Source organism: Leifsonia sp. Root112D2 (assembly GCF_001424905.1).
Taxonomy (GTDB): Bacteria; Actinomycetota; Actinomycetes; order Actinomycetales; family Microbacteriaceae; genus Root112D2.
This window is the reverse complement of the sequence record NZ_LMCU01000001.1, coordinates 1297831-1310627: the sequence shown is the minus strand read 5'-3', so window position 1 is coordinate 1310627 and position 12797 is coordinate 1297831. Positions and strand designations below refer to the sequence as shown.

14 protein-coding genes are annotated in these 12797 nt (G+C 67.6%); 6 read left to right on the top strand and 8 right to left on the bottom strand.

What is annotated here, in order from left to right; genetic code table 11:
* Positions 1 to 48: 48 nt before the first annotated feature.
* Both ASC63_RS06080 and ASC63_RS06075 read right to left on the bottom strand, forming a co-directional pair.
* Positions 49 to 387 (bottom strand): potassium transporter Trk, encoded by a 339-nt coding sequence (locus ASC63_RS06080; RefSeq protein WP_157487593.1) that lies wholly within the window; start codon positions 385 to 387, stop codon positions 49 to 51.
* 17 nt (positions 388 to 404) lie between these two features.
* A complete protein-coding gene (locus ASC63_RS06075; protein ID WP_055810819.1) occupies positions 405 to 794 on the bottom strand; it encodes a sterol carrier family protein in 390 nt (129 codons plus the stop codon).
* A 43-nt stretch (positions 795 to 837) separates the two neighbouring features.
* On the opposite strand from ASC63_RS06075, the gene purD reads away from it, so the two are divergent.
* Positions 838 to 2091 carry a phosphoribosylamine--glycine ligase gene (gene purD, locus ASC63_RS06070; protein ID WP_055810817.1) on the top strand — a complete coding sequence of 418 codons (1254 nt, stop codon included), beginning with the start codon at positions 838 to 840 and terminating at the stop codon, positions 2089 to 2091.
* Positions 2092 to 2196: 105 nt separating this feature from the next.
* On the opposite strand, the gene ASC63_RS06065 is transcribed toward purD, so the two are convergent.
* The gene (locus ASC63_RS06065) at positions 2197 to 3456 is read right to left on the bottom strand and encodes a D-arabinono-1,4-lactone oxidase (RefSeq protein WP_055810815.1); all 1260 of its coding nucleotides are present in this window, start codon (positions 3454 to 3456) and stop codon (positions 2197 to 2199) included.
* Positions 3457 to 3535: 79 nt separating this feature from the next.
* Here ASC63_RS06065 and ASC63_RS06060 point away from each other — a divergent pair, with 79 nt between their 5' ends.
* On the top strand, positions 3536 to 4456 hold the full coding sequence (locus ASC63_RS06060) for a phosphoribosylaminoimidazolesuccinocarboxamide synthase (RefSeq protein ID WP_055810813.1): 921 nt from the start codon (positions 3536 to 3538) through the stop codon (positions 4454 to 4456).
* Between the two features lie 76 nt (positions 4457 to 4532).
* Positions 4533 to 5408, top strand: coding sequence for a VOC family protein (locus ASC63_RS06055; protein WP_055810811.1), 876 nt, complete (start codon positions 4533 to 4535; stop codon positions 5406 to 5408).
* Positions 5409 to 5449: 41 nt separating this feature from the next.
* Here ASC63_RS06055 and ASC63_RS06050 read toward each other — a convergent pair whose 3' ends face one another.
* From ASC63_RS06050 to ASC63_RS06035, 4 genes are all read right to left on the bottom strand, one after another.
* A complete protein-coding gene (locus ASC63_RS06050) occupies positions 5450 to 6961 on the bottom strand; it encodes a DHA2 family efflux MFS transporter permease subunit (protein WP_055810809.1) in 1512 nt (503 codons plus the stop codon).
* A gap of 105 nt (positions 6962 to 7066) precedes the next feature.
* Positions 7067 to 7630 (bottom strand): PadR family transcriptional regulator, encoded by a 564-nt coding sequence (locus tag ASC63_RS06045; protein WP_055810807.1) that lies wholly within the window; start codon positions 7628 to 7630, stop codon positions 7067 to 7069.
* Between the two features lie 61 nt (positions 7631 to 7691).
* Positions 7692 to 8867 carry an alcohol dehydrogenase catalytic domain-containing protein gene (locus tag ASC63_RS06040; RefSeq protein WP_055810805.1) on the bottom strand — a complete coding sequence of 392 codons (1176 nt, stop codon included), beginning with the start codon at positions 8865 to 8867 and terminating at the stop codon, positions 7692 to 7694.
* Positions 8860 to 9654 carry a phosphonatase-like hydrolase gene (locus tag ASC63_RS06035; RefSeq protein ID WP_082487297.1) on the bottom strand — a complete coding sequence of 265 codons (795 nt, stop codon included), beginning with the start codon at positions 9652 to 9654 and terminating at the stop codon, positions 8860 to 8862. The genes ASC63_RS06040 and ASC63_RS06035 overlap by 8 nt, the downstream gene beginning before the upstream one ends.
* A gap of 319 nt (positions 9655 to 9973) precedes the next feature.
* Here ASC63_RS06035 and ASC63_RS06030 point away from each other — a divergent pair, with 319 nt between their 5' ends.
* Positions 9974 to 10243 (top strand): phosphoribosylformylglycinamidine synthase subunit PurS, encoded by a 270-nt coding sequence (locus ASC63_RS06030; RefSeq protein WP_055810803.1) that lies wholly within the window; start codon positions 9974 to 9976, stop codon positions 10241 to 10243.
* Positions 10243 to 10938 carry a phosphoribosylformylglycinamidine synthase subunit PurQ gene (gene purQ / locus ASC63_RS06025; RefSeq protein WP_055810801.1) on the top strand — a complete coding sequence of 232 codons (696 nt, stop codon included), beginning with the start codon at positions 10243 to 10245 and terminating at the stop codon, positions 10936 to 10938. The genes ASC63_RS06030 and purQ overlap by 1 nt, the downstream gene beginning before the upstream one ends.
* Positions 10939 to 10958: 20 nt before the next feature.
* Here purQ and ASC63_RS06020 read toward each other — a convergent pair whose 3' ends face one another.
* Positions 10959 to 12134, bottom strand: a complete 1176-nt coding sequence (locus ASC63_RS06020) for a mechanosensitive ion channel family protein (RefSeq protein ID WP_082487296.1) — start codon at positions 12132 to 12134, stop codon at positions 10959 to 10961.
* A gap of 108 nt (positions 12135 to 12242) precedes the next feature.
* Here ASC63_RS06020 and ASC63_RS06015 point away from each other — a divergent pair, with 108 nt between their 5' ends.
* Complete coding sequence (locus ASC63_RS06015; RefSeq protein ID WP_235491927.1) at positions 12243 to 12746, top strand: DUF3817 domain-containing protein; 504 nt, start codon at positions 12243 to 12245, stop codon at positions 12744 to 12746.
* Positions 12747 to 12797: the final 51 nt, after the last annotated feature.

The window sequence follows — 12797 nt, the reverse complement described above, 5'->3', positions numbered from 1 at the left end:
TAACTGTTCGGTACTGCTACTGATCTGGGAGTGATGATGGAGGGATTCTTAGGCGCCGGATGTCGCATCCGACTCGACGGATTCACCGACGACCTCGTGCGCATCCACTCTATCGACGATCACGGTGCGCGCCCTGCGCGTTGCCGCCCGATCGACGAGCAGCGCCACAACGCCGCCCACTGCTACGCCGACGACGATGGCGACCAGCAGCATGAAACCGAACACCTGCAGACGGCCGTAGCCGGCGTTCTGCTGCTGCGGAAACGAGTAGGTGAGAATGAACGCCACGATCGCAAAGACGACCACGCCCACGATCATGAATCGGCCGTAGCGCGGCGCCCGCCGCACGGTCACGGTGTCGGGCGTGACCGTCTCGTTGTTCTGCATACCGCCATTGTCGCGCATCAAGCTGAATGCGGCCATCCGGTGGTCAGGACAGGGAGGTAGGCGGTGAGGTCGGCGCGCTGGCCCGAGGCGTGCACCGCTCCGGATGCCACGGCCTCGTCCCACGAAACTGCCCCGGTCGCGAGCGCGAGCCACGTGGCGGCATCCGTCTCGATCACATTCGGCGGGGTGCCCCGCGTGTGCCGGGGCCCGGGAATGCACTGCACGGCGCCGAACGGCGGAATGCGCACCTCGACCGTGTTGCCCTCGGCCTGCTCGGCGAGCAGTTGCAGCAGGTACCGCACCGCCATCGCTGTCGTGTCGCGGGAGGCGGGCGCCTCCGCGCTGCCCGCGAGGGCGCCCCGCACGGATGCCTCGCCTGCGGCATCCGCAATTCTCGCCCTGGCCATGACCCCAGTCTGCCAAAGTCTGCGCGACCTTTAGGCTGGGGGCGTGAAGATTCTGGTTCTCGGTTCCGGTGCCCGCGAGCACGCCATCGTCACCGCCCTGCTCGCCGAGGATGCCGGCCACGAGATCATCGCAGCGCCCGGCAACGCGGGCATCGCCGCCGACGTGCCGGTCGTGTCGCTCGACGCGAATTCGCCGGAGGACGTCACCAACTACGCGTTCGAGAACAACATCGAACTGGTCGTGATAGGGCCGGAGGCCCCGCTTGTCGCCGGCGTCGCCGACGCACTGCGCACGCGGGGCATCCCCGTATTCGGGCCCGGGCAGGCGGCCGCGCAACTCGAGGGCTCGAAGGCCTTCGCCAAGCGCATCATGGACGAGGCGGGCGTGCCCACCGGTCGCGCCGTGCGCGCCGACACGCTGGCCGACGCCGAAGACGCACTCGACACCTTCGGTGCGCCGTACGTGGTGAAGGCCGACGGCCTCGCCGCAGGCAAGGGCGTGCTCGTCACCGACGACCGTGCCGCCGCCGCCGCGCACGCCGAACACTGGCTGGTCCATGGCAGCGTGCTCGTCGAAGAATTCCTCGACGGCCCCGAGGTCTCGCTCTTTCTCGTCAGCGACGGCCACACCGTGTTGCCGCTGGCGCCCGCCCAGGACTACAAGCGGCTCGGCGACGGCGATGCCGGGCCCAACACGGGCGGCATGGGCGCGTACTCGCCGCTGCCCTGGTTGCCCGACGGCTTTGTGGACGAGGTCATCGAGACCGTCGCGCTGCCGACGGTGCGTCAGCTGGCCGCGGAACAGACGCCCTTCATCGGGCTGCTGTACTGCGGGCTGATTGTGACGCCGGCGGGCATCCGGGTGATCGAATTCAACGCCCGCTTCGGCGACCCCGAGACGCAGGTGGTGCTGCCCCGGCTCGTGACCCCGCTCTCGATGCTGCTGTTCGGGGCTGCGACAGGCTCACTCGCGGGAATGCCCCGCCCCGAATTCGCGATGGATGTGGCGGTGACGGTCGTGCTCGCCAGCGAGAATTATCCGGATGCCCCGGTCACCGGCCGCGAGATCACCGGGCTGGATGCTGCTGCCGCAGTCGAGGGCGTGCACATCGCCCACGCGGCGACGGCGCTGGACCCGTCTACCGGCGCGCTCCTCGCCACGGGCGGGCGCGTGCTGAGTGTCGTGGCGGTCGGAACCACGTTCGCTGAGGCGCGCTCGCGTGCCTATGAGGCCATGGGCCACATCCGCCTCGAGGGCGCCCAGTTTCGCACGGACATCGCTGGCGGAGTGGCGTAGCGCGCAGGTTTCGAGACGAGGCCTCCTTCGTCGACCGCTCCTCAACCAGCGGAACTTCTGCAGGTTGAGGAGCGACGAAGGAGCGTCTCGAAACCCACCGCGCAGTTACCCGAAGACGTGCCTCTCGAGGAACGCGTTGCGGAAGGCGCCGCGGGGATCGTAGCGCTCCGCGAGCGCGACGAACTCGGGCATCCGCGGGTACAGCGACGCGACGCGACCGTCGGCGTTGAGGAACACCTTGCCCCAGTGCGGCCGCGCGTCGAACGGCGCCAGCGCCGCCTCGATGTGCACGAGCGCCGCCTCCACGGCCTGCTGCTCGCGCAGCCAGGTGAAGTGCAGCCCCACCGTGTCGCGCCCGCTCGCCTCGCTCAGCCAGAGGTCGTCCGCGGCCATCGTGCGAATCTCGGTGATCTGCAGCACGGGCGCAATGTGCTCCCCGATCGAGCGCAGCGCCTCGATCGCGGCAACGGCGTGCACGCGGGGCACGAGATACTCTGACTGGATCTCCGCCCCGTTACTCGGCGTGAACTCCAGTCGAAAATGCGGCAGCCGCTCGTGCCACGGTCCCGCGACGCCCAGTTGCTGCGTGCAGTTCACCGGCGACATCGTGGGCAGCATGTGCACCGGTTCGGATGCCCGCCGCGCGCCGAACAGCTCGCTCACCGCGTCGAGGCGGCCCGTCGCATCCGCCCGCTGTTTCAGCCAGACTTGGCTCACGTCGTCGCGCCAATCGGTGAACAGGCTCACGCTGTATGCGCTGGAGGTGATCGCGTCGAAGTTGGCGAGTGCCTGATCCCAGGGCAGATTCTGGAAGATGCGCTGCTCGACCTCGAATGTCGGCTGAATGTCGAGGGTCACGCTCGTGACAACGCCGAGCACCCCAAGGCTGACGACCGCACCGGCGAAGTCCGCGTCGCCACGGCGCAGCGTGACGAGCTCGCCGTCGGAACGCAGAATCTCGAGCGCGGCGACGGCGCTGGCGAGATTGCCATTGCCATCGCCGGAACCGTGCGTTCCGGTCGCGATGGCGCCGGCCACCGAGATGTGCGGCAGGGAGGCCAGGTTGTGCAGGGCCCAGCCCTGCGCCTGCAGGGCGATGGCGACGTCGCCGTAACGCTGGCCGCCGCCGACCGTCACGGTGCGCGCGGTCTCATCGACATCAATGCGCGGCGGCAACGCGTGCAGCGCGACGAGCGTGCCACCGGCATCCGCGTCGGCTACCGCATTGAAACTGTGCCGGGTGCCCAGCGTGCGCACCTTTCGTGCGCCGACGACGGCGTCACGCACCTGATCGAGGGTTGCCGGATGCTCGGCCGCGCCTGCCCGGTACTCGTAGTTGCCCGCCCAGTTCAGTTCGCCCGCCATGCCGCCCGCCCATCCATTTGTGGTCTCGTGCAACGAATCTATCCGACGCCAGCCGTGCCCGGTCCCCGAGCCGAATATCATGGGAGCCGTGACCGACTCTGCTGCGCTGCCCGGCTGGATTCCCGTGTACTCGGGAAAGGTGCGTGACCTGTATGTGCCGGAGGGGGTATCCGGTCTCGAGAACACCCCCGCCGTTCTCGTGGTCGCCAGCGACCGCGTCAGCGCCTTCGATCACGTGCTCGAGCCGGGCATCCCCGGCAAGGGCGAGCTACTCACCACGCTCAGCCTGTGGTGGTTCGACCGCCTCGCCGGCGTGCGCAACCACCTCATCGCCGACCACCGGCTCGTCGGCGACACGACCATCGAAGAGATTCCGGATGCCGTCGCCGGCCGCTCCATGCTGGTGCGCCCCCTCGACATGTACCCCATCGAATGCGTGGTGCGCGGCTACCTGACGGGCAGCGGATGGGCCGAATACCAGGCGTCGCAGAGCGTGTGCGGCGTGCCGCTGCCCGCCGGCCTCGGCAACGGCGACCGTCTGCCTGAGCCCATTTTCACTCCCGCGTGGAAGGCCCCGCTCGGCCAGCACGACGAGAACATCTCCTTCGAGCGCACCGTCGAGATCGTCGGCGCGGAGGTCGCGGCGCAGCTGCGCGACCTCTCTCTCGAGATCTACCGTCAGGCATCCGCTCTCGCGGAATCGCGCGGGCTGATTCTGGCCGACACGAAGTTCGAGTTCGGCGCCGATCGGGTCTCGCGCGCGATCACTCTCGGCGACGAGGTGCTCACGAGCGACTCCAGCCGGTACTGGGATGCCGACGCCTGGGCGAACGGCGCGACCCCCGATGAGCGCATGGCCAGCTTCGATAAACAGATCGTGCGCGACTGGCTGGCGGCGCACTGGGACCAGTCCGGCGTTCCACCGGAACTGCCCGCGAACATCATCGAACAAACGACCGCACGCTACCGCGAGCTGCTCGAACGTCTCACGCGCGACTAAGCCACGCTCGGCGAGACTGAACCGCGCGCACGGTCACGCATGAAATATATGCATACGCATCGGTGTTCTTAACGACATGACCGAACTTCTCGCCCCCGACACCACCATGGGCGCCGTCACCCTGCGCGTTGCCGACCTCGACGACATGATCGCCTACTACCGCGACGGCGTCACCCTCACACTTCTGGCACAGGATGCCGCCAGCGCGGTACTCGGGCGCGGAACAACGCCCGTGGTGATTCTGCAGCACGCCCCCGAGCTCAAGCACGCGGCCCCGCGCGACGCTGGCCTGTTCCACACGGCCATCGTGTTCGACAGTGAGGCCGCACTCGCGGCCGCCGTCTACTCGGTGGCGAACAAGGCCCCCGGCACCTTCACGGGCAGCTCCGACCACCTCGTGAGCAAGGCCTTCTACTTCACCGACCCCGAGGGCAACGGTGTCGAGCTGTACTGGGACCGCGATCGCAGCCAATGGAGCTGGGCGCACGGCCAGGTCGAGATGTCGACGCTCTACCTCGACCCGAACGCGTTTCTCGCCGAGAACCTCACGCCGGAGGGCGTGGAGTCGCCCGCGCTCGGCGACGCGAGCGTTGGCCACGTTCACCTTTCGGTTGGAGACGTGGCATCCGCCCGCGAGTTCTACGTGAACCGACTCGGTTTCGAGACGACGGCCGCTCTTGGCGGCTCGGCGCTCTTCGTGAGCGCGGGCGGCTACCACCACCACATGGCCATGAACACCTGGAACAGCGCGGGCGCCGGCCGCCGTGCGCGCACACTGGGGCTCGGTCAGGTGGACATTCTCGTTCCGTCGAGCGACGAACTCGGCGCGCTGACCGAGCGGATGTCGCACTACGGCGTCGAGACCCGCCACGACGGCAAGGCGGTCAGCTTTGACGACCCGTGGGCCAACCTCATCCGCGTGACAACCCCGGAGTTGGCCGCCGCACTCTAAGGCGACGGTCGGCAACCGCGACCAGGGAAAGGCGAACGGCGCTATCGGGTGCGGGCCGCTGACGGCGTCTGCGCGGGTACGGAGCCCGTGCCCTCCCACGCCTGGCCGCGCTTCGGCTTGGCGAAGAAGACCACTATCGCGGCGCCGATCACGGCCACTGCCGCGGGCAGCAGCAGCGACTGGGCCATCGCATTCGTGAACCCCTGGTGCAGTGCCGCGGGCAACGCGCCGCCGCTGGAGAAGGAGTCCATCGAGACTCCACCGGGCGACTTGGGCAGCTCAGCCGTCAGGCGCGCCTGGATGAGGGCCGCGATGGCCGCACTGCCCAGCACCGCGCCCACCTGGCGGGTCATGTTGTACACGCCGGAACCCGCACCCGCGTCCCGCGGCGGCAGGTTGTGTGTTGCCGTCGTGGAGAGCGGTGACCAGATTCCCGCGTTCGCCAGGCCGAGAACGGCGCTCGGCAAGAGCAGCATGCCGATCGGCACGGTGGGGCTGAGCATGGTGGAGTACCAGGCCAGCGCGATGGCGAGCAGCAGCATGCCGCTGACCGCGATGTAGCGCGGCGGAACGCGGTCGATGATCTTGCCGACCAGGGGTGCGAGCCCGCCCGAGAGCAGCGCCATCGGCACGAGCATGAGCGCCGACTGGGTTGGAGTGAGGCCACGCACGATCTGGAAGAAGAACACGAGGGGTAGCGAGAAGCTGGTGATCACGAAGCCCACCATGGTGATGCCGGCGTTCGCGAGCGAGAAATTGCGATCGCGGAACAGTTTGAGCGGCACCAGCGGCTCGGCCCTGTTGAAGCGCTGCCAGACGACGAAGGCCGCCAGAACGATGATTCCCGCGATGATGAGGCTCCACACCGAGATCGGCCCGACGATGGTGCCCCAGTCGTAGTTCTCGCCCTCCTGAATGCCGAACACGACCAGGAACATTCCCACCGCGCTCAGGATGACGCCGAGAATGTCGAACCTGTGCGTGTGAGTCGTCAGCTTGGGCACGAGCCTCCACGCCAGCACGAACGCGATGATGCCTACGGGAACGTTGACGAAGAAGATCCATTCCCAGCCGAAGCCGTCGACGAGCACGCCGCCGAGAATCGGTCCGACCAACGTAGCCACACCGGCCACCGAGCCCCACAGGCCCATGGCAGCGCCGCGGCGATCGGGCGGAAACGTTCGAGTGATCACCGACATGGTCTGCGGCGTCATGAGCGCTGCGCCGAGCCCCTGAAACGCGCGGGCCAGAATGAGCATGCTGATGTCGCCCGAGAATCCACACCAGGCGGATGCGGCGGTGAACACGACGAGCCCGATCAGGTACACGTTCTTCGGCCCAAACCTGTCGCCGAGACGGCCGGTGATGAGCAGCGGAACGGCGTAGGCGAGCAGATAGGCGCTGGTGACCCAGATGACCGAATTGATGTCGGTCTTCAGCCCCTCCATGATCTTCGGATTGGCGACCGAGACGATGGTCGAGTCGATCATGATCATGAAGAATCCGATGACGAGCGCCCAGAGCGCCGGCCAGGGACGGGTGACTTTATTCATGCGAAGACTTTCTTTCAGGCGGTGAAGCCGGGGGAAAATACGTGAAGGGCGGTGAGTGTGCGGGCGGCATCCGGTGCGGCGCAAGGCGCGCCTACAAGAATGCCCCTACCAACTGACAGCGCCGGATTCGAGCTCGGCGGTAAAGTCGCCGATCCACTCGATTTCGGCGTTGAGCATGGCCTGCTGGTAGCGGATGTCGACCCAATATTTGGGCTCGACGTTCTTCTCGCGTATGTGCTCGATGCCCGCGTTGAGGGCGTCGACGTCGGCGCGCAGCCGAGAAAGTCGCCGCGCGAGAAGGTCAATGACGGTCTTCTTCGGCAGGTTGTGGGCCTCGCCGATGGCCAGCGGAAACTCCGGGTACTCGTTGACCGGCGTCGAGAGCATCTCGGCGACGCGTTCGCCCAGTGCGAGCTGGCCGGCCGCGGTGATCTCATAGGTGGTGCGCTCGGGCCGGTTGCCCTCGCGTTCGGTGCCGAGCGCGCGCACCAGACCGTGCCGTTCGAGCCGGTCGACCGTGTGATAGAGCGATCCGGGGCGCACCTTGATGACGCGGTCCTCGTGTCGCTGTATGAGCAACTGGTACATCTCGTACGGATGCATGGAGCGCTCGACGAGCAGCGCGAGCGCGGCGATGCCGAGCGGCGTGAGTAACGCTTGCGTCGACATCATCTACTCCTTCCAGATTATTCCGTAAGGAATATACCAGAAGAATCAACCATCGTTCAACTCACGGTTGCGTGGGCGAAAGCCCGATGCGCGGGCCCGAGACCGCGGCGAGCGCGAGCGCCTCGTCAACCGCCTCCAGCGGCAGCACACGAGCGACCTGTTGCGCGAACGGGTACCGCTGCCACGCCCCGGCCAGGTAGGCGACCGCTTGCTCAAGGTGCCGTGGCGCGTAGTTGTGCACGCCACGAATGGTCAGCAGCCTGCGCACGATGTGTTCGGGATCGACGCGCAGCCCGGCCCCGGGCGACACGGTGCCGGCAAAGATGACGACGCCGCCGACATCCACCAGATCGACGAGCGTGCGCACGGCGCTCGCCGACCCCGAGAGTTCCAGCGCGATAGTGCAGCCGGACCCGCGTCCGCCCGCGGCGGCGATGGCCGCGGCCAGGCTTGACGGATGCGTCGCCGCCGCGCGCGGATCGGCCACCGCATCCGCCCCGAACGCCAGCGCACCCCTCCGGCGTGCCTCGTCGGGATCGCTCACGACGACGTGAGCCCCCGCATCCTTCGCCATCGCCGCGGCGGTCAGCCCCAGCATGCCCGCCCCCGCAATCACGACAACGCTGTTCTCGATCGGTACTATCGCGGATGCCGCCTCCAGCACGGCCGCGACCGTTGCCGTCGCGCACGAGGCGGGCGCGAGCACGGCTGCGGGCAGGTGCTCCGGGGCTATCACTATCGCCGTTCCTGCCAGCACGTGCACATGCGTGGCGAAACCGCCGGAGAGCTCCCAGCCCCGTCGCATCCGCTCATGACCGTATTTCTGCAGGTTCAGGCACGTGTGTCCCAGCCCGCGCCGACAGCGGGCGCAGCGCCCGCACGCCACCACGACCGACCACACCACGCGCGTGCCGATCTCGAGCCTGACGCCCTCCACGCTGCGTGCCCCGCCGCGCCCCACCGCAACCACGCGACCCACCTGCTCGTGCCCCAACACGAGAGGGGTCGGCGCGGCCCGGTGCCCGGCCACGGTGTGCACATCCGAGCCACACACCGTGGTGAGTTCGACCTCCACGAGCACATCGCCCGGTGCCAGCCTTACGCCCGGCACCGCTACAGCTTCATGCGGATGCCCCGCGCCCGACCACACCATGGCTGAGGCGAGCGGGAACGCCGACACTCCCTTGCCGAGACGAGGGGGCGGCGCGAGAACCCGCGTGGCGACGGTTCTAGTCAAGGCCCAACAACTCCGGCAACTCGGCGATGCTGTCGATGACGGCGTCGGCGCCGGCCGCCGTCAGCGTCTCCTCGTCGTGCGCGCCCGTGAGCACGCCGACAACGAGGCCGGCGCCGGCGGCGTGGCCGCTCTTGATGTCGGATGCCGTGTCCCCGACCACCACCACCGCGCCCACCTGGCTGGTACCGGTGCGCAGAAGCGCGGTCAGGGGCAGGTCGGGGTGCGGGCGGCCGCGGCCGGCATCCGAGGGGCTGAGAACCAGGTCGACGAGGTCTTCCCAGCCGAGCGAGGCGATGATCGCCTGCTGGGTCTCGCGGGCGAAGCCGGTGGTGAGCACCACCTTGGTGCCCGCCGCCCGCAGTCGGCGAATCGCATCTTCGGCTCCGGCAACGGCTTCGGCGCCGTCCGTGGCGATGAAGTCGGCGTATGCCGTCTCGAACGCGGCGTTGGCGTGCTGAGCCTGGTCTTCGTCGACGGCGAGCGCACGGAACACCTCGATCTTGGACTGACCCATGGTCTCGCGCACGTATTGCAGCGCCGTCTGCAACTGCTCGCCGTCCTCGGCGATACCGGCCTCGCGGGCGGCGGCCTCGAACGCGCGCTCGACCAGGCCGTCGTCGATGACGGTGGTGCCTGCCATGTCGAGCACGACGAGTTCGATCTCGATCTCCTCGTCGTCGAAGTCGCTCAGCTCGTCGTCGCCGGGGTCGTTCAGTTCATCGAAGTCACGCAGCTCATCGTTCTCAGTGCTCTCATCGGCCAGGAGAATTCCGTCGTCGGTGCTCATGGTGTGTGCCTTTCCGGTGAACGCGCGCCGTGTGCGTCCGTGACGCCACGTTAGAAGCCGTCGCGTAACCACCCCACACGCGGGGGTTACGCCTCGATGAACGGATGCCGCACAACGCGTGCCCGATCATCCGCGCCTCTCTGTCCCGTCGAAAACAACGGAGATGTGAGCCGAATGCGGCTCTCCCGACTTCTTTCGAGCGCAATATGGATGAATCTCCGTCGTTTTCGACGGTGCAACACGGCGGCGAGCACGGCACTGCATACGACGGTAGAATCGTCAACATCCCCCGTTGTGACGCGCAGAGACGAGATTTTCGGTGTCAACCATCGTTGTAGAAGTCATGCCCAAGGCCGAGTTGCTCGACCCCCAGGGCAAGGCCGTCGCGGGGGCGCTCTCCCGCACCGGGCACGGCCAGTTCGGCGTTCGCGTCGGCAAGCGCTTCGAGATCACCACCGAAGGCGCAGCGGATGCCGCGACTCTCGCCGCCGTCGAGCAGATCGCCCGCGACATCCTCTCGAACTCGGTGATCGAAGACGTGGTGGGCATTCACGTCGTCGAGCGGGCGAGCGCGGAAGCATCCGCCTGATGCGCATCGGCGTCGTCACCTTTCCCGGCTCGCTCGACGACCGCGACGCGCTGCGGGCGATCCGCCTGGCCGACGCCGAGCCGGTTGCGCTCTGGCACGGCTCGCACAGCCTCGAGGGCGTCGACGCGCTCGTTCTTCCCGGCGGCTTCAGCTACGGCGACTACCTGCGCTGCGGCGCCATCGCGAGCCTCTCGCCGATCATGACCGAGGTCATCGACGCAGCGAACGATGGAATGCCGGTTCTCGGCATCTGCAACGGCTTCCAGATGCTCACCGAGGCCCACCTGCTGCCCGGCGGCCTGATTCGCAATGACCATGGAACCTTCATTCGCCGCGACCAGAAGCTGCGCGTCGAAAACGCCTCGACCGCGTGGACGAACGCGTTCGAGGCCGGCGACGAGATCACCATTCCGTTGAAGAACGGCGAGGGTGGGTTCGTCGCCTCCGCCGACGAGCTGGCACGGCTCGAGGGCGAGGGCCGCGTGGCATTCCGCTACCTCGGCGTCAACCCCAACGGTTCGCTGAACGACATCGCCGGCGTCACCAACGAGCGCGGCAACGTTGTGGGCCTCATGCCGCACCCCGAGCACGCCACCGAGCCCGGCTTCGGCCCCGACACGGATGCCGCGATGCGCTCCGGCGTCGATGGCCTGCGCTTCTTCGCCTCCGTCATCCAGGCCACGGTCGCCGCGTAGCCGTCGAGACGGTCCGCGCGCTATTCGTCCTGCGGCTTGACCACGGGGATCGACTCGGTGAACTGGGTCGCCCGCTGCTCCGCCTCGGCGCTGCCGCTGAACAGCCCCTCGGCATCCGCGTCGTTTCGCCGCGGTTCGCGCGGTAGCGCCTCTTCCGATTCGACCATTTGCACCCGCGTGCGCGGAATCGACTCCGCACTCGATCGGTGCAGCCAGGCGATCAAGCCCTCGCGCACGTAGCAGCGCAGATCGAACAGTGTCGGAGCATCCGATGCCGTCACCAGCACACGCACGCGCACGAAGCCGCCGACGGCATCCGTCACCTGAAGCACACCGACGCGCCCGTCCCAGAGCTCGGTGCGTTCCAGCAGCCGCGCCAGTTCCTCGCGCATCTCCGCCGGTGTGACGCGCCAGTCGAGATCGAACTCGACGGCGCCCAGCAGTTCGCTGTGCTGACGGGTCCAGCTCTCGAAGGGGGTGGTTGTGAAATAGCTCGACGGCAGCACCATGCGCCGGTCGTCCCAGATGTGCACCACAACGTAGGTGAGGGTGATCTCCTCGATCTTGCCCCATTGCTGCTCGACGACCACGACGTCGTCGACTCGAATGGAGCCGCTGAAGGCCAGCTGCATGCCGGCGAACACATTGCTCAGCGTTGACTGCGCCGCGACACCGGCGACCACGCTGATGATGCCCGCCGAGGCCAGGATGCTCGCGCCCGCCGCCTGCGCGCCGGGGAACGTCAGCAGAATGGCCCCGACCGCCATTATCACGGCGGCCACCACGGTCAACCGGCGGATGAGCAGCACCTGCGTGCGCACGCGTCTGGCGTACGCGTTGTTCGGCACGTCGAGACGGTAGCGGTTCAGGCTGATGTCCTCGAAGAAGATCACCATGGCCGTGGCGAACCACGCACCGGATGCGATCGTCGCGATGAGCATCACGTGATTGACCACAGGCGCCCAGTCCCGTGCAAAAGCCGTCGGCATGCTGACGGTGAGCGCGATCCACAGGGCGATGTCGATCAGCAGAATGCGAAACGGCCAGCGCCCGCGGCGGGCCAGTCGCTGTGCCCACGCCTTGCGGCGGGCGATCGCACCGACAATGACCGTGACGATGAATGCCACCACGACGGCGGCCACAATCGCGCCAACGCAGACTACGACCAGGCCGAGCCACGATTTCACCTCGAACACCTCGCCCCTCTCCCCGTCGCCTCCAGCGTAGGGCGGCACCAGCACCGCGCACAGGGTTCAAACTTTTGGACGATGCCGGGCACATCCGTGTCTTGCGAGCATGAGGATGTGACTACTTCTGTGACCGCCGCCCCCACCACTTCGCGCCTCTCCCCGCGCCTCTTCTATCGCACCCTTGCGTTCGCCGAGGCGGTGACGTGGACGCTGCTGATCGTCGGGATGCTGCTGAAGTACGTCGCGAATCTCGGCACGCTTCCCGTGCTCATCGGCGGCTCCATCCACGGCCTCGTCTTCATCACCTATGCGCTGACGGCGGTGCTCGTGGGCGTGAACCAGCGCTGGAAGACCGGCCGCATCGTGCTTGCCGTGTTCACCGCGATCATTCCGTACGCGACGATTCCGTTCGACATCAGCATGGATCGGCGCGGCGCGCTCGACGGGGACTGGCACCGCGAGGCATCCGATGACCCCCGCGACCAGACGTGGGTGCGGCGCCTGCTGCGGTGGTTCCTCACGCATCCGGCGATTCTCGTGGTGCTGTTCGTGGCCGCGGTGGTCGTCATCATGACGGTGCTGCTGATCGTTGGGCCTCCCGGGGGCTGGCAGAAGTAGCGCGGCGCGCCCGTAGAATGGAGCCATCCCCCGGCATCCCTTCTTCAAGGA